Origin of the sequence: Luteibacter sahnii, assembly GCF_034063545.1 — a bacterium.
Lineage (GTDB): Bacteria > Pseudomonadota > Gammaproteobacteria > Xanthomonadales > Rhodanobacteraceae > Luteibacter > Luteibacter sahnii.
Map to the genome: position 1 here is coordinate 1 of NZ_JAQLOK010000004.1, position 22,776 is coordinate 22,776.

The following is a 22,776-nucleotide window of genomic DNA, read 5'->3' on the forward strand; positions in this document are numbered from 1 at the left end:
GCCGAACCACCCTGGCGGTGCCTCTCGTAATCGTCGCGATCCATATAGTCCACGGTTCGACCCACGTGTTTGGACACACGGGGTCGTGGTACATGCGGTGGTTTACCACGCGATCCGCGGCGGAGGCTGGGTCGAGGTTCGCGTGCAACGATCTCGCCATCGAGAGGGCGCCGTACGCGTTGAACGTCTCGGCGTGGATACCTGCCGCTTCGGGCATGGACGCCTGCAGCTGGGCGAGGGCGCCACCGAGCGAGTGGCCGGTGATGCTGATCTGGCTGGTGGGGATGTTGTGTTGCTTCGCGTAATCCAGCGCCCATCGCATCGTATTCGCCGCTTCGGGCCACTGGCTCGGCATGTTCATCGCGATCATAGCGATATCGGCCTGGATGTCGTGGATATTCGAGGGCTCGGTGCCTTTATTAACCACGATCAATTCGCTTGTCGCGTCGTTTTCCAAAACCGCTCCATAATAGTTCGTTGCGGAGCCGGGTGATGCGTAGATCACTAAGTATTTAGACGTGTCACTCCTTAGCTCTTGGCCGATTTTCGGGTGATCGTAAATTGCCGTTGAGATGAAAGCACGTTGTTCTGATTTATTGTTCATTTCCACTTCCTTGGAAAATTTAGTTTTACTTTGATGACATTTTTATTTTTCAATATTAATCGGTTTTACGAAATTCTCCGATCGGAAAAAGCTTTTTGGCTGTTCACGTAAAATCGATGAGTCCAATGAGACGTGCACACGAATCGGGACGCGATCTCCTTTTCTGTCTGGCATAGGGCGCCGGCCGTAGCACGCCTGTGGAAAGTCGTTCGACTGGAATAAGCAGGTCAGCCTGTAGGTTGAGCCGGGTTCAAGATCTTGTGGTGCTGCTCCCCAGTCGTTTTTTGCCCAACTTTTCGTAGAAATGTTGCGGACAAAAAAGTAAGGCGAGGCGAGTTCCCAGTTGCATGTCTGGCTATTGTAACGGTCGATATAAATGGAATACTTTAATTCGGCCGGATTGTTGCTTTCATTCGTAAAATTGACAGTTTCTTTCGGGTATATGAAGCTGCCACCACGGAGCGGGTCGATGAAACCGCATTCATGCTGCTGGTTCTGATACAGCGCTTTCATTTCGATGCGATAGTGTTTCGCATCCTCCGGATTATCGAACGTCACGGTGACGTGGAGCGCTTCCTTTGGATGGGGATTGAGCGGTGGCGGAATGAAATCCTTATCGCTGCACGACGCTACCGTCGGCCAGAGCACCAGCAGCCACATCACACACAAGCGATCAATCATCACAGTCGTTTTTTTTCTCACAGGGGCTCCGTGCACGTGTCGTCTCATCGACGGTACGTCATTCCAAAGTAGACAATGACTATCGTATGGGTTGGCGTTTACGTCAACCACCGCGGGATGTCAGGCATGCCTGCCGCTCTGTACGCCTTGCCGTCGCTCCACGAAGGTCGAGTGGCGCGCGAGCAAAAGTCGCCTAAGATGCGACCCGGGGACAGACCGACGACAGAGGCGGGGTAACGGATGGCTACTTCAGAGACGACCGGCCGTAATGCCGGCTTGCTGGCACGCGAGCGCACGATCGCGGGACCGTCCTTCAATCGCTGGCTGGTGCCCACCGCCGCGTTGGCGATCCACCTGTGCATCGGCATGGCCTACGGTTTTTCGGTGTTTTGGCTGCCGATGACGCATCTGGTGTCCGGTGCCGACGCGACGGCGTGCGCGAGCCAGGGGTTCCTCGACCAGTTGACCACCACCACGTGCAACTGGACCGTGCCGTCTGTGAATCATGTCTTCGAGACCTTCATCGCCATGCTCGGTCTGGCCGCCGCCATCTGGGGCGGCTGGCTTGAGCACGCCGGTCCGCGCAAGGCGGGTTTCATCGCCGCGTGCTGCTGGGGCGGCGGCCTCATCCTTGGGGGCGTGGGCGTGGCGATGCACCAGCTGTGGCTGGTTTACCTCGGCTGCGGGCTGCTGGGAGGCATCGGGCAGGGGCTGGGCTACATCACGCCGGTGTCGACCCTGATCAAGTGGTTTCCCGATCGTCGCGGCCTGGCGACCGGGTTCGCCATCATGGGATACGGCGGGGGCGCGATGATCGGTGCGCCGATCGCGGTGAAACTGATGGAGGTGTTCCGCCAGGGCGACGTGGCCGGTGTCGCCACGACGCTGATGGTGATGGGCGGCCTCTACTTCGTGGTGATGTCGCTGGGCGCCTTCGGGTTTCGCGTGCCGCCGGTGGGCTGGAAGCCGCTGGGTTGGCAGCCCGGCGATGCCGCCTCGACGAAGGCGCCGTTGATTACGCAAGGCCATGTGCACTTGAGCCGAGCGTGGAAAACCCCGCAGTTCTGGCTGATCTGGGGCGTTCTGTGCATGAACGTCACGGCCGGCATCGGCGTGATCTCGATGGCGAGCCCGATGCTGCAGGACGTCTTCGGTGGCCGCTTGGTGGGTGCCGATACCGGAGCCGTCCTGTCCGATGCGCAGAAGGCCGCCATCGCCGCCGCGGCTGCCGGCCTGGTCGGTCTCATCAGCCTGTTCAACAGCGTCGGCCGCCTGTTCTGGGCCTCGACCTCGGATTTCCTGGGCCGCAAGTTCACCTACTGCGTGTTCTTCATCCTGGGCATCGTTCTGTATTGCCTTCTGCCGACGATGGGCCACCAGGGCATGGCGGCGCTTTTCGTCATCACGGTCTGCGTGATCATCTCGATGTACGGCGGCGGTTTCGCCACGGTGCCCGCCTACCTGGCCGACATCTTCGGCACGCAGATGGTCGGCGCCATCCATGGACGGCTGCTCACCGCGTGGTCTGTGGCCGGTGTGGTGGGACCGGTGTTGATCGCCAGCATCCGTGAGGCGCAGCTCGCCGCGGACGTGCCGAAGAACCTCGTCTACGACCGCACCCTCTACATTCTCGCGGGCCTGCTCCTGATCGGTCTGGTCTGCAACCTTCTGGTGAAGCCAGTGGATGCCCGGCACCACATGAGCGACGAGCAGCTTCGCCACGAGCGCTCGCTGCAGCGTGAGACGCAGGCGTCGGATGCCAGCCTGGCCTCGGCGGCCCGGGGCTCGTTCGGCGTGGTGGGTGTGCTGGCCTGGCTAGCGGTCGGTGTGCCGTTCCTCATCGGGGTCTGGATCGCCCTCCAGAAGGCCGCGGCCCTGCTCTGATTCTCTCGGGTGACGGCCGTCGCGAACCGGCCGTCGCGTTGCGGACAGTGACGGACGTCACGCGTCTTCGGCCGATGACCTCCGGCCTACTACTCCGCACGGTACGCACGCTCTATGATCCGCGACGGGATGCCTCAAGGGGAGGCGTGGATGGGCGACGGGCTGGGGAGCTCGGCGTCCCGGGGGCGGGGAATGGACGACGTCATCGATATTCTCGTGCGTTGGGACCGCGGCGCGTCGCCGCGACCGCGCGCGGGTTGCGCCTGGGCGCGTGGTGCGCCTACGCGGGTAGGCCGCCCGTGCGCGGCATCGCTGCGTTAGTCGTGGCCAGGCCGACGATGCCCCGGCGACTGCTTTGCGCCATCGCGATGACGATGTTCTGCGTCATGGCGCGCGCCACGACGTCGGGCGACGACGACGGGGCATACGCCGTGCTCAGCGAGGCCGACGTGGTCAAGGGCTTCGACGACGTCCGTTTCGAGCGATTGATTCGCGATGCCCAGGCGATGTCGCTTTCGCCGCACGATCGCGCCTGGCTGGACTTCATGCGCGGATGGCGAGCTACCTGGGAAGGCAACTACGAAACCGGGCGCCCCTTGCTTGAAAGCGTGGCGGACGGGGCGGCCGATCCCGTGCTGCGGTTCCGCGCGACGGCCACGCTCATCAACCTGTTGGGGGTGGGGCACCGCTACGAGCAGGCATACCTGCGTCTGGCGCGCCTGCAGGAGATGATGCCGTCGATCCGCGACAGGCGAGCCCGATTTGCGGGACAAGCCGAGGCGTCGCAGTTGCTCAGTTCAGCCGGGCAGTTCGACCAGGCCGAGAGCTATGCCCTGGACATGATGCGCGACCCGCCGCCCGGCGAGACCCTTTGCAAGGGTGCCCAGCACCTGCTGCGCGCCCGGCGGGAGAACGGTCACCTGGATGCGCTCGAATCGCTCTACCAAACGTCCATCGCGTCATGCACGCGACCGGACGACGCCGTGTTCGCCCAGACCATGCACGCCGACATGGCCGCGTTCTACATCGCCCGCGGACGCCCCGCAGAGGCCGTGACGCTGCTCACGGCGAATCTCCAGGCGTTGAGCGCGCTCAAGTACGCGATCCTCACGTCGGAATTCGAGGGCCTGCTGGCGCGGGCCTATCTGAACCTGGGCGACCTGGCGCATGCGCGGCGAAGCGCCCTCGCGGCGCTCGCGGTGGGCGTGCCCGGTGAATTTACCGATGCCAGACGCGCCGCGTTTGAAGTGCTTTACAAGGTGGAGCAGCGCCTGAATCACAGCGATGCGGCACTGGCCTATCACGAGCAGTTCATGGCGGCGGACAAAGCCTACCTGGATGACATCAGCGCGCGCAGCCTCGCGTTCCAGGTGGTCGACCAGCAACTGCGTGCACGCAAGACCGAAGTGGAGGCGCTGAATCGGCAGAACGAAATCCTTCGCCTCACCGGGGCGCTCGCGAACAAGGAAGTCGAAACCGGACGGCTCTACATCTTCGTATTGCTCGTGTGCCTCGCGCTGATTGTCTGGATCGTGCTGTGGCTGCGGCGCTCGCAACTGCGCTTCATGAAGCTTGCGCGGCGCGACGGCCTGACCGGCATCTGCAACCGCGAGCATTTCGTCGAACAGGCGGGGCGTGTGCTGGCTTACGGCGCCCGCTCCGATCGTGGTGCTTGCCTCATCCTGTTCGACCTGGACCACTTCAAGGCCGTGAACGACACCTACGGCCATGCCGTCGGCGACGAAACGCTCAAGCGCGCCGTGGACGTCTGCGGAAGGGCCCTGCATGCCTGCGATGTGTTCGGCCGGCTGGGGGGCGAGGAGTTCGCTGTGTTGCTGCCCGACTGCAATCCTGCCCAGGCGAGGGCGCGTGCCGAACAGTTACGTCTTTCCATCGCCGCGACGGCGGCGACACCGTCGATTCCGCATCTTCACGTGACGGCCAGTTTCGGCGTGGCTTCCACCCTCCAATGCGGCTTCGAACTGCATCGCCTGCTGGTCGTGGCCGATGCCGCGCTCTATCGCGCCAAGCGCGCGGGGCGTAACTGCGTCACGTTGGGCGACACGGCCGATATTCCCGACTCGCCTTACCTGATGGGCGAGATCAGGGGCTAGGTGCAGGCGTGTCGTGGATGATCCGGAAAAGAAAAAGGCCGCTTTCGCGGCCTTTTTCGATCACCCGTCGCGGCTGGAATCAGCGCTGACGAGCCTTGAAACGCGGGTTGCTCTTGCAGATCACGAACACTTTGCCGCGACGGCGCACGACTTTGCAGTCACGGTGACGCGACTTCGCGGACTTCAAAGAGGAAAGCACCTTCACGGCCAGCTCCTGAGATATTGCAGACAAGGAAAAACGGAATTGTAGCGATCACGTGAGGCGCACGCAAGCCCCGGTAATGCTTCGGCTTTCAGCAGGCCAACCCCAGGCTCGTCCGGGCCTCCCTGACGGTGCGCAGGAAACTCTCCAGGACGGGCGATGTATTGTCCACGCGACTCGCCACGGCCAGGAGCAGATAGGCTTCCGGATCGTCCAGCGACACGAAGGTGACGCCCTGCAGATGCACCGCGCGAAGCGAGGCCGGCACCAGTGCCAGGCCCAGGCCGGCGGCCACCAGCGGCAAGAGTGAGGGGATCTGCTGGGCCTCCTGCCGCACGTTCGGGCGGAAGCGCGCCTTTTCCGCCAGCAGCGTGAGACGGTCGATCAGTGTCGCGGCCTGGCTTCTCGGCGGTGCCACGAAGCGTTCTTTCGCGAGGTCTTCCATGCGGACCCGATCGCGCCCGGCGAGACGGTGACGGGCGGGCAGGGCGACCACCAGGGGTTCGTGGTCGATAACCTCGACCTTCAACTGCCGGGCGTTGGCGATGCCTTCGGGCTGGGCACGAAGCAAGCCGAGGTCGATCTGCCCGCTCAGGATGGCGTCGTACTGCGCCTTTGTCGGCATCTCGCCCAGGTGCAGGCTGACGCCCGTCGCCGCATGGCTGAAGCGCAGCAGGGTCTCGGGCAGGGCGGGATGAAACGAGACTGACGCGGCATAGGCCAACTTCAACTGGCCCGTGAACCCGGCGGCCGCTTCGGCCACGATCGTGCGGGCACTTTCCGCCCGGGCCAGGATCGCCTTGGCTTCGGCCAGGAAGATGCGCCCGGGCTCGGTGAGCGCGACCCGGCGCCGGTTGCGGTCGAGCAGACGTACGCCCAGGTCGCCCTCGAGGGCGAGGATCTGCTGGGACAGCGGGGGCTGAGAGATATGCAGGCGCTGCGCGGCTTGGGTGAAGCTGAGGGTCTCAGCCACCTCGACGAAATAACGCAGCTGGCGAAGATCGAACATAGTCGAATTTTATATAAGTAGCCGCAGAAAGATATATTGGCGAACATTTCCTAGGAAATCTATGATTCACCTCGACCTACCACCAACCCCTCCCCCTGGGTCGGTAGGTCCCTCGCCCCGCGGCGACGCTATCATCCGGCATCTGGCCTACCTCCCCCCCCGAGGCCCATGTCGAGGCGTCCTCCCCGCGGGGCGACTTCTTTTCTAGGCCCCGGTCGAAAGACCGGGGCTTTTTTTCGTCGGAAACGCGCCACGGGCAGCGGGCAGGCAGGCGCGGCCGTGTCCGCGAACCCTCGGGGCCGCATTGGGCGAGCGATGCCGCGGCTTACCTTTGGCCGGCTGTCGTCGGCATCCGCGATGCGATCGGCCCCACGCTATCGTTTCGACCGGGTGCAGGGCGTCATGGGCTCTGGGCAGCCGCGGGTTCGCGGACATGGTCCGCTCCGATCCCCGCCGTGGGGGCGATCGGTAGCGACCGACGCCCGCCCCGCATTTTGTCCAGCGCGGCGGCTTAAACGGTCAGCCGCGACACGACATCGCACGCCGTGGCCGTGCGCACCTGGGCTTCGGTCACCTCCGGCGCGAGCTCCACCAGCGCGAGGCCCTCAGGCGTGACGTCGAACACGGCCAGGTCGGTGATGATGCGATTGACCACGCCCTTGCCGGTCAGCGGCAGGTCGCACTCGCGGAGGATCTTCGGCGATCCGTCTTTCGCGGTGTGCTCCATGAGAACCACCACGCGCTTGACGCCGGCGACGAGGTCCATCGCACCGCCCATGCCCTTGACCATCTTGCCGGGCACCATCCAGTTGGCGATGTCGCCTTCGTGGGTGACCTGCATGGCGCCGAGAATGGAGATGTCGATGTGGCCGCCGCGGATCATCGCGAAGGAGTCCGCGCTGGAAAAGAACGACGAGCCCGGGCGCGCGGTCACCGTCTGCTTGCCCGCGTTGATGAGGTCGGCGTCGACCTCGTCTTCGGTGGGAAACGGGCCGATGCCGAGCAGGCCGTTTTCGGACTGCAGCCATACGTCGACGCCATCGGGCAGGTGGTTGGCCACCAGCGTCGGCAGGCCGATGCCGAGGTTGACGTAATCGCCGTCGGAGAGCTCTCGGGCGGCGCGCTGCGCCATCTGTTCACGGGTCCAGGCCATGGGAGGGCTCCTTCAGGCGCGCACGGTGCGCTGTTCGATGCGCTTGGACGGCGCGGGATTGTGCACGATGCGGTCGACGTAGATGCCGGGGGTGTGGATCTGGTCGGGGTCGAGTTCGCCGATCTCCACCATGATTTCGACCTCGGCCACGCAGACCTTGCCCGCCGTGGCGGCCATCGGATTGAAGTTGCGCGCGGTTTTGCGGTACACGAGGTTGCCGCTCGGATCGGCTTTCCACGCCTTGACCAACGCCACGTCGGCCACGATGGAGCGTTCCATCACGTACATGTGGCCGTCGAACTCGCGGGTTTCCTTGCCTTCGGCGACCTGCGTGCCATAGCCGGTGCGGGTGAAGAAGGCCGGAATGCCGGCGCCGCCGGCGCGCAACTTCTCGGCAAGCGTGCCCTGTGGCGTGAACTCCACCTCGAGCTCGCCGGCCAGGAACTGGCGCTCGAATTCCTTGTTCTCGCCCACGTAAGACGAGACCATCTTGCGGATCTGCCGGGTCGCCAGCAGCAGGCCCAGGCCCACGCCGTCGATACCGGCGTTGTTCGAGACCGCGGTGAGGTTCTTCACCCCCGAGTCGCGCAGCGCCTCGATGAGCCGCTCGGGGATGCCGCAAAGGCCGAAGCCCCCCACGGCGATCGTCTGGCCGTCGGCCACGAGGCCGGCCAGGGCCTCCTGGGCCGAGGCGACGCGCTTGTCGCGCTTGTGCGACTTGACCTGGTTCATGCGTTCTTCCAGTCCCAATCCGGTCGGTCCGGCCGACGGTTCGCCGCCCATCATAGCCGACCGCCGTCATCACGTTTCATGGCGGTATGCAGGCGCATGTTAGATGACGGACGGCATTGACCCGACATCGGAGACGCACCCGTGAGCAAGCAGAAGATCGGCGTGATCGGCATGGCCGTGATGGGCCGCAACCTCGCCTGGAACATCGAGAGCCGCGGCCACGCGGTATCCATCTACAACCGCACCCAGGCCCGCACCGACGAGGTGATGGCGCAAAGCGAAGGCCGGCGCCTGGTGCCTACCGACAGCCTGCGGGCCTTTGTGGCGTCGCTGGAGATACCCCGACGCATCCTGCTGATGGTGCAGGCGGGCAAGGGTACCGACGCGGTGATCGACGAGCTGGTGCCCCTGCTGGACGAGGGCGACATTCTCATCGACGGCGGCAACACGTTCTACAAGGACACGATCCGCCGCGCCGAAGATCTGAAGAAGCACGGCCTGCACTTTATCGGCACCGGGGTGTCCGGCGGGGAGGAGGGCGCGCTGAAGGGGCCATCGATCATGCCAGGCGGCCCGCGCGACGCCTACGACCTGGTGTCGCCGATCCTCATCGAGATCGCCGCACGCGCTCCTGACGGCGAACCATGCGTCACCTACATCGGCCCGGACGGCGCCGGCCACTACGTGAAAATGGTGCACAACGGCATCGAATACGGCGACATGCAGCTCATCGCCGAAAGCTACGCGGTGCTCAAACACGTACTGGGCCTGTCCAACGACGAACTGGCCGCCACCTATCGTGAGTGGAACCAGGGCGAACTGGATAGCTTCCTCATCGAGATCACGGCGAAGATCTTCGGGCACGAGGACCCGGAGACGGGCAAGGCCATGGTCGACGTAATCCTCGATCGCGCCGCGCAAAAAGGCACGGGCAAGTGGACCAGCCAGAGCGCCCTCGACCTGGGCGTGCCACTGACCCTCATCACCGAATCGGTGTTCGCCCGGGTGCTGTCGTCGATGAAGGCGGAGCGCGTCGAGGCAGCTCGACACCTGTCCGGCCCGGACGCCGCCGCATTCGACGGCGACCGCCGGGCCTTCGTCGAGTCGGTTCGCCGGGCGCTGTACCTGAGCAAGATCATCTCCTACGCCCAGGGTTTCGCCCAGCTCCAGGCCGCGTCGTCGGCGCACCACTGGGACCTCCGCTACGGCGAGATCGCGAAGATCTTCCGCGCGGGCTGCATCATCCGGGCGCGTTTCCTGCAGAAGATCACCGATGCCTACGCACGAGACGCGGGCCTGAAAAACCTGTTGCTCGACCCCTACTTCCGTGACGTGGCCCGTGACTACCAGGCGGCGTTGCGCGAGGTGGTGGCGCAGGCGGTGCGCGTGGGCGTGCCTGTCCCCGCCTTCGCCGCGGCCATTGCCTACTACGACAGCTATCGTGCCGCCGTGCTGCCGGCCAATCTCATTCAGGCCCAGCGCGACTACTTCGGCGCGCACACGTTCGAGCGGATCGACCGGGAGGGATCGTTCCACGAGGCATGGAGCCCCGCCGACGACTGAAAGCGTTGGGAGCGGCGGCCGGGACCGCCGTGTCCTGCTTCCTCGAGCGGACCTGCGTCGCGTCATCGATGGCGTGAAGCTAGCGTTTGTAGCGAACCTCCCTATAGAGTTGGGAGGTTCGGCGCAGGGCCGGAGGAGCGGCTTGCGCCGCATCAACGAGGGAGAACGTTGCTCCATGTTCAGAAGTACGCTGATCGCCACGGCGCTCGCGGTCGCGCTTGCCGGATGCTCGACGCTGCCGCAACCCAACGACGATGGCGCATTGCAGCGCGAAGCGCTGGCCGGCACGGAGAAGCCCGCCCCGCGTCCGAAGATCGTCAGCCCCACGGCCGAGTCGCCTTCGGCGACCGTCGCCCCGCCGCAGATCACCGCCGGCACCGGTCAGTTCGTCCGTCCGGTGGGCCTGGCCAAGCCGCGCCCAGTGGCGGCGGGCGAGGGCACGGTGACGTTCAACTTCGAGAACCAGCCGGTGGAATCGGTGGTGAAGGCGATCCTGGGCGACCTGCTGCACGAGAACTACTCGATCGTGCCGGGCGTGCAGGGTAACGTGTCGTTCTCGACCTCGCAGCCGGTGACGGCGGAGCAGGCGTTGCCGATCCTGGAAACCTTGCTGTCGTGGACCAACAACGCGCTGGTTCGCACCAACGGCCGCTACGTGGTGATGCCGGCGAAGGACGCCGTGGCGGGCAACGTGGTGCCGAGCATCGGCGCCAATGCACCGGCCGGCGGCCTCCAGGCGCGATTGTACCCCTTGCACTACATCTCGGCCGCCGAGATGCAGAAGCTGATCAAGCCGTTCGCGCGACCGGACGCGACGTTGCTGGCCGATCCCACGCGCAACGTGCTGGTGATGGCGGGCACGCCGTCGGAGCTGGATAACTACGACCGCACGGTGAAGACGTTCGACGTCGACTGGCTCAAGGGCATGTCGGTGGGCGTGTTCAGCCTGCAGCGGGCGGAAGTCAAAGACCTCACGCCCATGCTCGACAAGCTCTTCGGCGATAAAGGCAACACGCCCATGGCGGGCATGCTGCGCTTCATCCCGATCGAGCGAACCAATTCGCTGGTGGTGATCAGCCCGCAGGCGGCGTATCTCGAGGAGGTGCGCAACTGGATCGACCGGATCGACCGGGGCGGCGGCAACGAGCCGCAGCTCTACGTGTATGACGTGCGCAACGTGCAGGCCTCCGACCTGGCCGACTACCTGTCGGACATCTACGGCAGCGGTTCGGGCGGCGGGCGTTCCGGCGACACGGGTGGCAAGGTGGGTCCGGGATTGAGCTCTGGCACGCTGGGCGGCAGCGACAGCGACCTCGGCAACCGCGGCGGCTCTGGCCTGGGCAGCACCACCGGGTCGTTCGGCAGCGGTGGCCTTTCATCGGGCAATGGCGTCCTCGGCAGTACCAACAACAACAACGGCTTCGGCATGTCGTCGTCAGGTTCGAACGGTAGCCTCGGCGGCGGCAGCTACAGTAGCAGCGGCGGTGGCTTCGCGGGCAGCGGTTTCGGCGACCTCGACACGCCGCGCCGCCAACGTAGCGGCCCGGTCACCACCGAAGACGGCGTGCGCATCACGTCGGTGGACAACAACAACCAGCTGATGGTGCGTTGCCGCCCGTCCCAATGGGCCGAGATCGAGCAGGCCATCAAGCGCCTCGACGCCGTGCCGTTGCAGGTGCAGATCGAGACCCGCATCCTCGAGGTTGCCCTGCACGGCGACCTGGAATTCGGCGTGCAGTGGTACCTCGAAGGCCTGGTCGGCGGCACCAACGGCTCGGTCGGCCAGCCCGGCAACAAACAGCAATGGGCGCTGGGCAACGCGGGCAACGTCTACAACCCGAGCAAGGACGCGTTTTTCTATTCGTTCGTCAATAACAACATCGCGGTGGCCCTGCACGCACTCGAGCAGAACGGCAACACCAAGGTGTTGTCGGCGCCGTCGCTGGTGGTGATGAACAACCAGAAGGCGCACATCCAGGTCGGCCAGCAGATTCCGATCACGCAGACGTTCGTGAACACCAACTCGAATACCGACAATACGTTCGGCGAGGTGGAATACAAGGACACGGGCGTGATCCTCAACGTGCGTCCGCGCGTGAATCCGGGCGGCCTCGTCTACATGAACGTGAGCCAGGTGGTGAGCTCGCCGGGCCAGAAGGATCCCACCTCGGGCAACTTCCCGATTACCCAGCGCGAGGTCGCCACGCAGGTGGCGGTGCAGAGCGGACAGACGGTGCTGCTGGGCGGCATGATCCAGCAGAACGACAACGTCACCGACACGGGTATCCCGGGGCTCAACCGCATCCCCATCTTCGGCCGACTGTTCGGCAGCACCTCGCGCACGCGCGACCGCACCGAGTTGTTGGTGCTCATCACGCCCAAGGTGATCACCGACGGCAGCGACGCCAAGCAAGTCACCGACGAATACCAGCGCAAGTTCGAGTCGCTCCGGCCTTATACCGGGTCCGCGACGTCAACGGGCACCCCGCGACTCGGCAACGGCGAGCCCACGGTCACCATACCGCTCCACTGAGGTGATGCGCCCCGGCGTGCCCGGGGCGTTCTTCGTCAATGGCCCAGCGGTGGCGGGTAGGTCACGCTGGGACGATAGGGTTGCACCGACGTGCCTAGATGCGTGCCCAGGCGGTTGCGCAGGCTACTGGCGTTGTAGAGGCCGAGGGATTGGCTGGACAGTTTCGTCATGCCCACCTGTCCGGCAATCGGTGCGTTGGAGTCGAGGCCGGGAGCGATGCGCAGGCGCTGCGCTGATCGCGCTGCGAACGTCCCGGCACAGGCGCAAAATCTTGCCGTTTCGCGTCGATCGTCGGGCTGCGACATGCGTCCCTTGTTCCTGTCATCTGGCGCTGCGACACTCCGGCGTATGCGTACCTTTCACCTTTCCGCTTCGATCGCCCTGGCCACCGTCCTGATGGGCTGTTCCACGCTGCCGCAGCCGAACGACGATGGCGCGTTGCAACGGGAGGCCACCGCGGGCACCGAGAAGCCCGTGCCACGACCGCTCCGGGTCGGCAGCGATGACGCGGCACCCGCGGCGGCCGTGGCCGCGCCGGACATCGACCGTGGCACCGGCCAGTTCGTCCGCTCCGTGGGCCTGGCCAAGCCGCGCCCGGTGGCGGCGGGCGAGGGCACGGTGACGTTCAACTTCGAGAACCAGCCGGTGGAATCGGTGGTGAAGGCGATCCTGGGCGATCTGCTGCACGAGAACTACTCGATCGTGCCGGGCGTGCAGGGCAACGTGTCGTTCTCGACCTCGCAGCCGGTGACGGCGGAGCAGGCGTTGCCGATCCTGGAAACCTTGCTGTCGTGGACCAACAACGCGCTGGTCCGCACCAACGGCCGCTATGTGGTGATGCCGGCGAAGGACGCCGTGGCGGGCAACGTGGTGCCCAGCATCGGCGCGAGCGCGCCGGCGGGTGGCCTGCAGTCGCGGCTGTATCCCTTGCACTACATCTCGGCTACCGAGATGCAGAAGCTGATCAAGCCGTTCGCGCGGCCGGATGCGACGTTGCTGGCCGATCCCACGCGCAACGTGCTGGTGATGGCGGGCACGCCGTCGGAGCTGGATAACTACGACCGCACGGTGAAGACGTTCGACGTCGACTGGCTCAAGGGCATGTCGGTGGGCGTGTTCAGCCTGCAGCGGGCGGAAGTCAAAGACCTCACGCCCCAACTCGATGCCCTGTTCGGCGAGAAGGGCAACACGCCCATGGCGGGCATGCTGCGCTTCATCCCTATCGAGCGAACCAATTCGCTGGTGGTGATCAGCCCGCAGGCGGCGTATCTCGACGAGGTGCGTAGCTGGATCGACCGGATCGACCGGGGCGGTGGCAACGAGCCGCAGCTCTACGTGTATGACGTGCGCAACGTGCAGGCCTCCGACCTGGCCGACTACCTGTCGGACATCTACGGCAGCGGTTCGGGCGGCGGGCGTTCCGGCGACACGGGTGGCAAGGTGGGTCCGGGATTGAGCTCTGGCACGCTGGGCGGCAGCGACAGCGACCTCGGCAACCGCGGCGGCCCCGGCCTGGGCAGCACCACCGGCGCGTTCGGGAACACGCCGTCGACGTCGTCCTCGTCGGGCCTGTCCACATCGACCGGCTTCAACGGCACCAACGGTAGCGGCACTTCGGGTGGCTTGGCGGGTGGTGGCGTGAGTGACGGCAGCGGTGGTGGCAACGACGCGGGGGGCGGCACGAGCCGGCACGCCAGCACGACGACGCAGGACGGCGTGCGCATCAGTTCGGTGGACAACAACAACCAGCTGATGGTGCGTTGCCGTCCGTCCCAATGGGCGGAAATCGAGCAGGCCATCAAGCGTCTCGACGCCGTGCCGTTGCAGGTGCAGATCGAGACCCGCATCCTCGAAGTAAAACTTTCCGGCGACTTCCAGTTCGGCGTGCAGTGGTACCTCGAAGGTCTCGTCGGCGGCACCAACGGCTCGGTCGGCCAGCCCGGCAACAAGCACCAGTGGGCGCTGGGCAACGCGGGCAATGTCTACAACCCGTCCAACGACGCGTTCTTCTATTCTTTCGTCAACAACAAGATCGCGGTTGCTTTGCACGCGCTCGAGCAGAACGAAAACACGAAGGTGCTCTCGGCGCCGTCGCTGGTGGTGATGAACAACCAGAAGGCGCACATCCAGGTCGGCGAGCAGATCCCGATCACGCAGACCTTCGTCAACACCAACTCGAACACAAACAACACCTTCGGCGAGGTGGAATACAAGGACACCGGCGTGATCCTCAACGTGCGTCCGCGCGTAAATCCGGGTGGCCTGGTCTATATGAACGTGAGCCAGGTGGTGAGCTCGCCCGGCGCGAAAGATCCCACGTCGGGCAATTTCCCGATCAACCAGCGTGAAGTCGCCACGCAGGTGGCGGTGCAGAGCGGGCAGACGGTGCTGCTGGGTGGCATGATCCAGCAGAACGACGACCTCACCGATACGGGCATTCCCGGTCTCAACCGCATACCCATTTTCGGCAGGCTTTTCGGCTCCACCTCGCGATCCAGCGCGCGCACGGAATTGCTGGTGTTGATCACCCCGAAGGTGATCAGCGACGGCAGCGACGCCAAGCAGGTCACCGACGAATACCAGCGCAAATTCGAGTCGCTTCGGCCCTTGCTGCGCCCACCGGCGGGTTGAGACCGCATACACTCGCGTCACGGGACCCGTCGCAGATTGGGCGGGTCCGTTCCGGGGGGAAACGTGTGATCCAAGATCTGGCCGGCTGGTCGAAGGTGCTGGAACTGATGCCCACGGCGATGTTCGTGCGCGACGCCCAGCACCGCTGGGTGTTCGTCAATCGCATGGGCTGCGAGTACTTCGGCGTATCGCAGCAGGAGGTTCTCGGCAAACGCGACGAAGACGTCTTCCCCGTCGAGCGCGCCGCCCGGTTCGGCCTGGGCGACGACGCCGCGCTGCGCGGCCACGAGGTGGTGGAAAGCGAAGACGTGATCGTCGATGCCCAGGGACGGCAGCGCACGTTGCTCACCCGCAAGACCTGCATCGACCTCGATGGCGCGCCCCACGTGCTCGCCTCGGTGACCGACATCACCGAGCTGCGCGAGTCCGAGGCTCACGTGCGCTGGCTGGCTTGCCACGATGCGCTGACCGGGCTGGCGAACCGTACCGCACTGTTCAGCCGGCTCGACGCGGCCGTCTCACGCGCCGCGTCCGGGGGGTACGGTTCCGTGCTGTTCTCCCTCGACCTGGACAGCTTCAAAAAGGTGAATGACACCTTCGGTCACCTCGCCGGCGACGAATTGCTCGTGACCTTCGGCGCGCGCCTGCGCGGCGCCGTGCGCCCCGGCGATACCGTGGCCCGCATCGGCGGCGACGAGTTCGCGATGCTCGTCGAGGACGACGGCACGCTGGATATCGACGCCATGGCGCAGCGCGTGGTGCAACTGGCGACGCTGCCCGCCGAGGGCCTGTCGTCGGCCATCGCCGGGGGCGCATCGGTCGGGGTGGTTCGCGTTGGCGCGGATGCGGTCGCCGCGGGCGAAATCGTGCGCAAGGCGGGCAGCGCGCTCTACGAGGCGAAAAAAGTCCGCCATCGCTACGTCGTTTACACCGACCAGCTCGACATGGCGCTCAATCATCGCCGGGCGATGGAAGGCGCGCTGAGTGCCGCCATGACCACCGGGGAAGGGCTCAGTTGCCACTACCAGCCGATGGTTCGCGTCAGCGACGGACGCGTCGTCGGGGTGGAAGCGCTGTGCCGCTGGTGGCACCCTCAACTGGGCGTCGTACCTCCCGCGCAGTTTATTCCTCTCGCGGAGGAGACCGGGCTTATCGTCCGGTTGGGCGAATGGGTGCTCAGGACGGCTTGCTCACGCATCGCGCGCGTGCCGGATCTCTTCGTGGCGGTGAACGTCAGCGCGGTGCAGCTACGCGACGAACGTTTCGATGCCCGGGTGCTGGAGGCGGCCGCACAGGCCGGCCTGCCGGCGAACCGGCTTGAACTGGAAATCACCGAGACGGCGATCGTCCATGCCGAAGGCGCCGCCGCCGCCGCCTTGCGACGCCTTCGCGCCGCTGGCGTGCGCATCTCGCTGGACGACTTCGGCACGGGGTATTCCAGCCTGGCGCTGCTCAAGGACCTCGACGTCGACAAGGTCAAGATCGATCGCTCGTTCGTTCAGCAGGCGCCCCTGGCCGACGACTCCGCCGCCATCGTGCGCGCCGTGTCCAACCTTGGTGCGGCCCTGGGGCTGTGCGTGGTCGCCGAAGGCGTGGAAACGGAAGCGCAGAGACGCTTCGTTCGCGACGCAGGCTGCGACGAACTGCAGGGCTACCTGCTGTCGCCCGGGGTGCCCGGGGATCGCCTTGATGAACTGCTCGACGGCTACCCGTCGGCGTAGGCGCCCGAAGGCATCGGCCAGGTGTGGCGCAGGTCGGGCATACCCGGCACCGAGGTCGGTTGCGGCAAGGGCAGGGGCAACCGCGCCGCGCCGTCGCCGCCGGTGGCGTCGCCGACGATGGCGATCACGCAGGCGCCGCTTTCCTGCGAAGTGCCGAACGAAAGCCGGCCCCAGGGCATCTGCATGACGGTGTAGCGGTTGGGCAGCATCGACGGCGCGGCGGGCAGGCGCTTTTCCGATGAAGTAGCGTGGAACGCCTCCGGCAGGTCGTTGCGCGAGAAGCACGGCCGTTGCTCGAGCTGGATCGAGGTGAAGCGCACGATGGGCACGTCGCCGCCCTCGTTGACCCCTCGCGCCTCGAACGCGCTGACCCGGTACCCGTCACGGGTAACGAACGGCTGGCTACGCACGATCTGCGGCGGCGCGTCCGGCGTGGGATGCAGCCCGCCCGGCAGTTTGTCCGAGAGCAGGTCCATCGCGTTGGGCAACGTGCCCATGGTGCCGTTGATGAGCTCCACCAGCGTCTTGTCGCTGCGCGGCACCGCGGCCACAGGCTCGGCGCCCGTGGCGGGGGCGAGCAGGACGAGCAGGGTGGCGAGGAAGGCGTGCGGGCGCATGCGGAACGTGACGGGCGAGGGTGCGCTAGTTTGCACGACTTCAGGGGTCCGTGAGCGAGGATGGGCGTGGAGGCCTTGCATGTCGCGCGACCGCCCGGATATCTGCCTTTCAACGTATCAGCGTCCCTGCCGATGACCGATCTCCGTTTCGACAACGCCTTCGTCCGCGAACTTCCCGCCGACCCCGATACCCGCAACGCGCCGCGCCAGGTCGCCGACGCCGCGTTCTCATGGGTCGACCCGACGCCGGTGGCGGCGCCGCGCCTGCGGGCCGTGTCCCCCGAGGTGGCCGACATGCTCGGTATCGACCCGTCCGGTGAGGACGTCGCCCGGGTCCTGGCCGGCAACGCGGCGTGGCCGGGCATGACCGGCTACGCGATGGCCTATGGCGGCCACCAGTTCGGCCATTGGGCCGGTCAGCTCGGCGATGGCCGCGCGATCGGCCTGGGCGAGGTGCTCACCCGTCATCACGGGCGGCAGGAAATCCAGCTCAAGGGTGCCGGGCGCACGCCGTATTCGCGCGGCGCGGATGGGCGAGCGGTGCTGCGCTCGTCGATCCGCGAGTTTCTCTGCAGCGAAGCCATGCATTACCTGGGCGTGCCCACCAGCCGTGCGCTTTCGCTGGTGAGCACGGGCGAGTCGGTGGTCCGCGACGTACTCTACGACGGGCATCCGGCCCCGGAACCCGGGGCCATCGTCTGCCGCGTGGCACCGAGTTTCCTGCGCTTCGGATCGTTCGAGCTGCCGGCGGCACGCAACGACGTGGCCCTGTTGCGCCGCCTGGTCGACTTCACCGTCGCCACGCACTTCCCGCACCTGGACGCGCTGCCGCCAGCGGAGCGCGACGGTGCCTTCTTCGGCGAGGTGTGCGAGCGCACGGCGCGACTCATGGCGCACTGGATGCGCGTGGGCTTCGTGCACGGGGTGATGAACACCGACAACATGTCGATCCTGGGCCTCACCATCGACTACGGTCCGTACGGCTGGCTGGACGATTTCGATCCCGAGTGGACCCCCAACACCACCGACCGCCAGCAGCGGCGTTACCGGTTCGGCCACCAGCCTGGCGTGGGCCTGTGGAACCTCCAGCGCCTGGCCCAGGCGCTTGCGCCGCTGTTCGTCGACCATGCGCCCTTGCAGGCGGGCCTGGATCGCTACGTCGAGGTGTTCGAGGCCACCGACCTCAACTTCTGGTCGGCCAAGCTGGGTCTGTCGCAGGCGCGCGACGACGATGCCCTGCTCATCGACGACCTGCGTGGCCTGCTTGCCGCCGGTGGCGTGGACATGACGTTGTTCTTCCGCGAATTGCCCCGTCTGGCGATCTGCGCGCCGCGGCTGGAGACGTTCGACGGCGCGTTTTACGAGGCGCCGCGCCGCGCGGCGGTCGAAGAAGGCTTCGCGGGCTGGCTCGCCCGTTACGCGCGGCGGGTACGCGATGACGACGCGGGCGATCGCGAACGCGAGGCGCTGATGCACGCGGCGAACCCCCGCTTCGTGCTTCGTAATTACCTGGCCCAGCAGGCCATCGACAGGGCGGAGCAGGGCGACGACACAGGGGTCCACGAGCTGCTCGACACGCTGCGCCGCCCGTACGACGAGCAGCCGGGACGGGAGCATCTGGCCGGGCGACGTCCCGACTGGGCCCGCGACCGCGTGGGTTGCTCGATGCTCTCGTGCAGCAGCTGAGGGCGTTAGAATGTCGGGCTGTCACCTGCCATGAGCCCCTTCCTCCGTGTCAGCCGGTTCCGCCTCCGACGCCGCCCTCGACGCCCTGTTCGTTCCGTTCGCGACCGGTGAACTGACCCTGCCGGTCGACGGTGCGTTGATCCTGCGCGCACGCGACGGTTTCGCGTTGCGCGAACGGCGCCGCCCCGGCTGGCTCATGCAGCAGTCGTTCAAGCCGGCGGCGGATGCGTTGCAGCGGTCGGGATTCGACGTGGTGGCGGACGTACCCGGCGCCTGCTACCCGCTGGTCATGGTGCTGCCGACACGCCAGAGGGAAGAGACCCAGGCCCTGTTCGCCCAGGCGATCGCCCACCGCGCGCCGGGTGGCGTCGTGCTGGCCAGCGTCGCGAACGCGGAGGGCGCGAAGACCGCCGAAGCCGACTTCGCCCGGTTGGCGGGGCGCATCGGCATGCTGTCCAAGCATAAATGCCGGGTGTTCTGGTCGGCGAACGAGGCCGATGTCGATCACGCGCTGCTCGATCGGTGGAACGCGCTGGATGCGCCGGTGAGCGTCGATGGGGGACGTTATACGAGCCGTCGTGGCCTGTTCGCATGGGATCGCGTCGATACCGCCTCGGCGCTCCTGGCGAGCGTGCTGCCGGGCGACCTGTCAGGTCGGCTCGCCGACCTGGGCGCCGGCTTCGGCTACCTCGCCTGCGAAGCCATCGCGCGGTGCCCGGGCGTGGTCGCCGTCGACCTGTACGAAGCCGAAGCCCGTGCGCTCGGCCCCGCGCGCCGCAATCTCGACGAGGTCGTGGCCCGGGCCGGTCGGGAGGTGACGTCGGCCGTGCATTGGCACGACGTCACCCAGGGCGTCGTGCGGGCGTTTGACGTGGTGCTGTCCAACCCGCCGTTCCACCAGGGGCGCCCCGGCGAACCCGATCTGGGCCGCGCCTTCATCACCGCCGCGGCCGGGGCGTTGCGTGCGGGCGGCCGGTTCTGGATGGTGGCCAATCGCCACCTGGCTTACGAAGGCACGCTCGATGCCTGTTTCGGTGCGGTGCGTACCGTGGTCGAGCGCGACGGATTCAAAGTGATCGAAGCAAGGGAGCCCCGCCCGTGAAACTTGTCCGCCTGTTGGCGAATCTCGGCTACGGCAGCCGCAAACAGGTCGCCATGATCTTCCGCGAGGGGCGGGTCACCGACGCGTCGGGCGAGGTGCTTTACGCCGACGACAAGGTCGATCACGCCGACGTGCGGTTCGACGGCGAACCGCTCGATCCCCCGCAGGGCCTGGTGCTGATGCTGCACAAGCCGATCGGCTACACGTGCTCGCGCAAGGACGTCGGCCGCCTCGTCTACGACCTGCTGCCACCCCGTTTCGCACTGCGCCAGCCCGTGCTCTCCACCGTGGGCCGGCTCGACCGGGACACCTCGGGCCTCATGATGTTCACCGACGACGGCGGCCTGCTGCACCGGATCATCTCCCCGCGCGCGTCGGTGGCGAAGATCTACGAGGCTGAACTCGGCGGCGATCTGCGGGGCGACGAGGCGGCGATCTTCGCATCGGGCAGCCTTATGCTCGACGGCGAAACCGATCCGCTCGAACCGGCGACGCTCGAGGTGCTGGGGCCGCGTTCGGCGCGTCTTACGCTCACCGAAGGGCGTTATCACCAGGTGCGCCGCATGTTCGCCGCCGTCGGTAACCATGTGCAGGCGCTGCGGCGCGTGGCCGTGGGCGGCCTGTCGCTCGACGGCCTGCCATCGGGGGAGTGGCGGGCGCTGTCGCACGCAGAGGTCGAGCGGGTATTTTCTCCGCCACGCTGACGGTGCGCGTGGACGCGACGTGCACGCCAGGTGCAGTATCCCGAAGGACCTGACCCCTGAGGAGGAGTGCACGATGAAGAAGATCGCGATCGTCGCGGCGGGCCTGTTTGTTTGCGCGGCGGCCCAGGCGGCCGAAAAGAGCGTGGTGGTGCCGATGACGATGGTGTCCGCCGACGGTAGTGGTACGTCGGTGGGCAAGGTCACCGTGACCGAGAGCGCGGGCGGTCTGGTGTTCACCCCTGACCTCAAGGGCCTGCCCCCGGGCGAGCATGGGTTTCACCTGCACGAGAAGCCAAGCTGTGCGCCGGGCGAGAAGAACGGCAAGAAGGGCGCGGCGCTGGCGGCGGGCGGCCATTACGATCCGCAGAAGACGGGCAAGCACGAGGGGCCCGATGCCATGGGGCATGAAGGCGACCTGCCGAAGCTGACGGTGGGGGCGGATGGCACGGATACCACAGCCGTCACGGCGCCGCGGCTGAAGAGCCTGGCGACGTTGCGGGGGCATGCCCTGATGATCCACGCCGGGGGCGATAACTACTCCGACCAGCCGGAGGCACTGGGCGGTGGCGGTGCCCGGATCGCGTGCGGTGTGGTGAAGTAAACCGCCGCCGGGCATCCATGGCGCAGTGGGCTCCCGTCCCTTCGGTAGGGAGCCGTCGCTCTGCGGGTCCGGTTTCGATCGTCGGCGCGAGTCAGAACAGGTCGATGCTGCCGAGCGCGACGGGGGCGAGCTCGCCGGTGCTGGAGAGGTTTTCGTACCCGTGCACGCTGTTGCGGCCGTTCTGCTTGGCGTAGTAGAGGGCCTTGTCCGCGCGGTCCAGCACGATCTCGGAATAGTCGTTCTCGGTGATGCGGGCGTAACCGATGCTCACGGTCACGTGGCCGACCTGCGGGTACGCGTGGCCGTCGACGTACCTGCGGAAGCGGTCGAGCGCGGAGTGCGCCGTGCGCTCGTCCTGGGCCGCCAGCAACATCACGAATTCCTCGCCGCCGAAACGGAACAGCACATCGCCCTGGCGGAAATTGGTGCGCATCTGTTGGGCGAGCATCAGGATCACCTCGTCGCCGTAGACGTGCCCGTAGGTATCGTTGATGCGCTTGAAATGATCGATGTCGAGGATGGCGAGGTAGACGTGCGGGCCGTCGCCGGGAAACTGGCGACGCTCCACGTGGCCCTCGGCCAGGGCGCGCGCGCGCAGGCGGCGATGCTTGAGCATGCGCTGTAGGCGGCGATCGAAACTGCGACGGTTGTACAGGCCGGTGAGCTTGTCGCGCTCGCTCTCGTTGAGCAGGGCGATGTAGTTGCAGTAGATGCGCGCGAAACCCTCCACCAGGTCGCGCACGCCTTCCAGCGCTTCGTCCGACTCCAGCATCAACGCGCCGATGGCGGCCTGGTCGCGACGGATCGGAATCACCAGCCGGTGCAGGCCGGCGGGCGTCGTGTCACTGACGGTGGAGACGGTTTCCATCGCCCGGATGATGGTCTGCACCGATTCGTCGTCGGGGGAGGGATCCACCGCTTCGACCACGAACCCCTGGCCGTTGCCATGGGTGCACACGACGATCGAGTCCACGGGAAACTGCGCGCTCTCGCCGCGCTTGCACAGCGTGACCGTCTTGACCTTGACCAGTTCGGCCAAGGACAGCACGAGGCTGTGATCCAGCGCGTCGATGTCGCGGTGATGCGTGAATTCCGCCACCGACGCCAAAAGGCGCGAATCGGGCACCTGGCCGGTGGCGGCTTGCCGCGAGGGCCTCATGACCGTGGCTTCCTTGCAACGTCGCTAAGTCTGAGAACGGACACCGAGCACTTCCTCCCGAATGGGCCCGCGCAGGGCCC

General features: G+C 66.2%; 19 protein-coding genes. 10 read left to right on the forward strand and 9 right to left on the reverse strand.

Annotated features, from left to right (window positions below; translation table 11 throughout):
* On the reverse strand, window positions 1-604 hold a 604-nt coding region (locus PI246_RS12905; protein WP_407069816.1), incomplete at its 3' end, for a lipase family protein.
* A 42-nt stretch (window positions 605-646) separates the two neighbouring features.
* Window positions 647-1,285, reverse strand: coding sequence for a hypothetical protein (locus PI246_RS12910; RefSeq protein ID WP_320551714.1), 639 nt, complete (start codon window positions 1,283-1,285; stop codon window positions 647-649).
* 240 nt (window positions 1,286-1,525) lie between these two features.
* On the opposite strand from PI246_RS12910, the gene PI246_RS12915 reads away from it, so the two are divergent.
* Both PI246_RS12915 and PI246_RS12920 read left to right on the forward strand, forming a co-directional pair.
* The gene (locus tag PI246_RS12915) at window positions 1,526-3,169 is read left to right on the forward strand and encodes an OFA family MFS transporter (protein ID WP_320551715.1); all 1,644 of its coding nucleotides are present in this window, start codon (window positions 1,526-1,528) and stop codon (window positions 3,167-3,169) included.
* Window positions 3,170-3,507: 338 nt separating this feature from the next.
* Complete coding sequence (locus tag PI246_RS12920) at window positions 3,508-5,283, forward strand: GGDEF domain-containing protein (protein WP_320551716.1); 1,776 nt, start codon at window positions 3,508-3,510, stop codon at window positions 5,281-5,283.
* A gap of 79 nt (window positions 5,284-5,362) precedes the next feature.
* On the opposite strand, the gene ykgO is transcribed toward PI246_RS12920, so the two are convergent.
* The 4 genes from ykgO to PI246_RS12940 all read right to left on the reverse strand — a co-directional run bounded on the left by ykgO (window position 5,363) and on the right by PI246_RS12940 (window position 8,379).
* Window positions 5,363-5,488 carry a type B 50S ribosomal protein L36 gene (ykgO, locus tag PI246_RS12925; RefSeq protein ID WP_029213509.1) on the reverse strand — a complete coding sequence of 42 codons (126 nt, stop codon included), beginning with the start codon at window positions 5,486-5,488 and terminating at the stop codon, window positions 5,363-5,365.
* An 88-nt stretch (window positions 5,489-5,576) separates the two neighbouring features.
* Complete coding sequence (locus PI246_RS12930; RefSeq protein WP_320551717.1) at window positions 5,577-6,494, reverse strand: LysR substrate-binding domain-containing protein; 918 nt, start codon at window positions 6,492-6,494, stop codon at window positions 5,577-5,579.
* A 511-nt stretch (window positions 6,495-7,005) separates the two neighbouring features.
* Window positions 7,006-7,647, reverse strand: a complete 642-nt coding sequence (locus PI246_RS12935) for a 3-oxoacid CoA-transferase subunit B (RefSeq protein WP_320551718.1) — start codon at window positions 7,645-7,647, stop codon at window positions 7,006-7,008.
* Window positions 7,648-7,659: 12 nt separating this feature from the next.
* On the reverse strand, window positions 7,660-8,379 hold the full coding sequence (locus tag PI246_RS12940) for a CoA transferase subunit A (RefSeq protein ID WP_320551719.1): 720 nt from the start codon (window positions 8,377-8,379) through the stop codon (window positions 7,660-7,662).
* A 141-nt stretch (window positions 8,380-8,520) separates the two neighbouring features.
* Here PI246_RS12940 and gndA point away from each other — a divergent pair, with 141 nt between their 5' ends.
* Entirely contained in the window at window positions 8,521-9,942 is a 1,422-nt protein-coding gene (gene gndA / locus PI246_RS12945) for an NADP-dependent phosphogluconate dehydrogenase (protein ID WP_320551720.1), read from the forward strand.
* A 175-nt stretch (window positions 9,943-10,117) separates the two neighbouring features.
* Entirely contained in the window at window positions 10,118-12,475 is a 2,358-nt protein-coding gene (gene gspD / locus PI246_RS12950; RefSeq protein ID WP_320551721.1) for a type II secretion system secretin GspD, read from the forward strand.
* Window positions 12,476-12,510: 35 nt separating this feature from the next.
* Here gspD (PI246_RS12950) and PI246_RS12955 read toward each other — a convergent pair whose 3' ends face one another.
* A complete protein-coding gene (locus PI246_RS12955; protein WP_320551722.1) occupies window positions 12,511-12,645 on the reverse strand; it encodes a hypothetical protein in 135 nt (44 codons plus the stop codon).
* Between the two features lie 178 nt (window positions 12,646-12,823).
* Between PI246_RS12955 and gspD (PI246_RS12960) the strand changes: the two genes are divergently transcribed.
* Window positions 12,824-15,106, forward strand: a complete 2,283-nt coding sequence (gspD, locus tag PI246_RS12960) for a type II secretion system secretin GspD (protein ID WP_320551723.1) — start codon at window positions 12,824-12,826, stop codon at window positions 15,104-15,106.
* Window positions 15,107-15,171: 65 nt separating this feature from the next.
* A complete protein-coding gene (locus tag PI246_RS12965; protein WP_320551724.1) occupies window positions 15,172-16,827 on the forward strand; it encodes a putative bifunctional diguanylate cyclase/phosphodiesterase in 1,656 nt (551 codons plus the stop codon).
* Here PI246_RS12965 and PI246_RS12970 read toward each other — a convergent pair.
* Window positions 16,812-17,444 (reverse strand): hypothetical protein, encoded by a 633-nt coding sequence (locus PI246_RS12970; RefSeq protein ID WP_320551725.1) that lies wholly within the window; start codon window positions 17,442-17,444, stop codon window positions 16,812-16,814. The two genes, PI246_RS12965 and PI246_RS12970, sit on opposite strands and share 16 nt — an antisense overlap.
* 132 nt (window positions 17,445-17,576) lie before the next feature.
* Here PI246_RS12970 and PI246_RS12975 point away from each other — a divergent pair, with 132 nt between their 5' ends.
* The 4 genes from PI246_RS12975 to sodC all read left to right on the forward strand — a co-directional run bounded on the left by PI246_RS12975 (window position 17,577) and on the right by sodC (window position 21,537).
* On the forward strand, window positions 17,577-19,130 hold the full coding sequence (locus PI246_RS12975; protein ID WP_320551726.1) for a protein adenylyltransferase SelO: 1,554 nt from the start codon (window positions 17,577-17,579) through the stop codon (window positions 19,128-19,130).
* A gap of 46 nt (window positions 19,131-19,176) precedes the next feature.
* Entirely contained in the window at window positions 19,177-20,232 is a 1,056-nt protein-coding gene (locus PI246_RS12980; protein ID WP_320551727.1) for a class I SAM-dependent methyltransferase, read from the forward strand.
* Window positions 20,229-20,936: a pseudouridine synthase gene (locus tag PI246_RS12985; protein ID WP_320551728.1), complete on the forward strand. Its 708-nt coding sequence runs from the start codon at window positions 20,229-20,231 to the stop codon at window positions 20,934-20,936. Before PI246_RS12980 ends, PI246_RS12985 begins: the two co-directional genes overlap by 4 nt.
* 73 nt (window positions 20,937-21,009) lie before the next feature.
* Window positions 21,010-21,537 (forward strand): superoxide dismutase [Cu-Zn] SodC, encoded by a 528-nt coding sequence (gene sodC, locus PI246_RS12990; RefSeq protein WP_320551729.1) that lies wholly within the window; start codon window positions 21,010-21,012, stop codon window positions 21,535-21,537.
* A gap of 91 nt (window positions 21,538-21,628) precedes the next feature.
* On the opposite strand, the gene PI246_RS12995 is transcribed toward sodC, so the two are convergent.
* Window positions 21,629-22,696 (reverse strand): GGDEF domain-containing protein, encoded by a 1,068-nt coding sequence (locus tag PI246_RS12995; RefSeq protein ID WP_320551730.1) that lies wholly within the window; start codon window positions 22,694-22,696, stop codon window positions 21,629-21,631.
* Window positions 22,697-22,776: the final 80 nt, after the last annotated feature.

Coding starts and splice junctions, on each gene's coding strand:
- PI246_RS12910 (WP_320551714.1), bottom strand. CDS start 1,285: ATGATTGATCGCTTGTGTGTGATGTGGCTGCTGGTGCTCTGGCCGACG.
- PI246_RS12915 (WP_320551715.1), top strand. CDS start 1,526: ATGGCTACTTCAGAGACGACCGGCCGTAATGCCGGCTTGCTGGCACGC.
- PI246_RS12920 (WP_320551716.1), top strand. CDS start 3,508: ATGCCCCGGCGACTGCTTTGCGCCATCGCGATGACGATGTTCTGCGTC.
- PI246_RS12930 (WP_320551717.1), bottom strand. CDS start 6,494: ATGTTCGATCTTCGCCAGCTGCGTTATTTCGTCGAGGTGGCTGAGACC.
- PI246_RS12935 (WP_320551718.1), bottom strand. CDS start 7,647: ATGGCCTGGACCCGTGAACAGATGGCGCAGCGCGCCGCCCGAGAGCTC.
- PI246_RS12940 (WP_320551719.1), bottom strand. CDS start 8,379: ATGAACCAGGTCAAGTCGCACAAGCGCGACAAGCGCGTCGCCTCGGCC.
- gspD (WP_320551721.1), top strand. CDS start 10,118: ATGTTCAGAAGTACGCTGATCGCCACGGCGCTCGCGGTCGCGCTTGCC.
- PI246_RS12955 (WP_320551722.1), bottom strand. CDS start 12,645: ATGACGAAACTGTCCAGCCAATCCCTCGGCCTCTACAACGCCAGTAGC.
- gspD (WP_320551723.1), top strand. CDS start 12,824: ATGCGTACCTTTCACCTTTCCGCTTCGATCGCCCTGGCCACCGTCCTG.
- PI246_RS12970 (WP_320551725.1), bottom strand. CDS start 17,444: ATGCGCCCGCACGCCTTCCTCGCCACCCTGCTCGTCCTGCTCGCCCCC.
- PI246_RS12975 (WP_320551726.1), top strand. CDS start 17,577: ATGACCGATCTCCGTTTCGACAACGCCTTCGTCCGCGAACTTCCCGCC.
- sodC (WP_320551729.1), top strand. CDS start 21,010: ATGAAGAAGATCGCGATCGTCGCGGCGGGCCTGTTTGTTTGCGCGGCG.
- PI246_RS12995 (WP_320551730.1), bottom strand. CDS start 22,696: ATGAGGCCCTCGCGGCAAGCCGCCACCGGCCAGGTGCCCGATTCGCGC.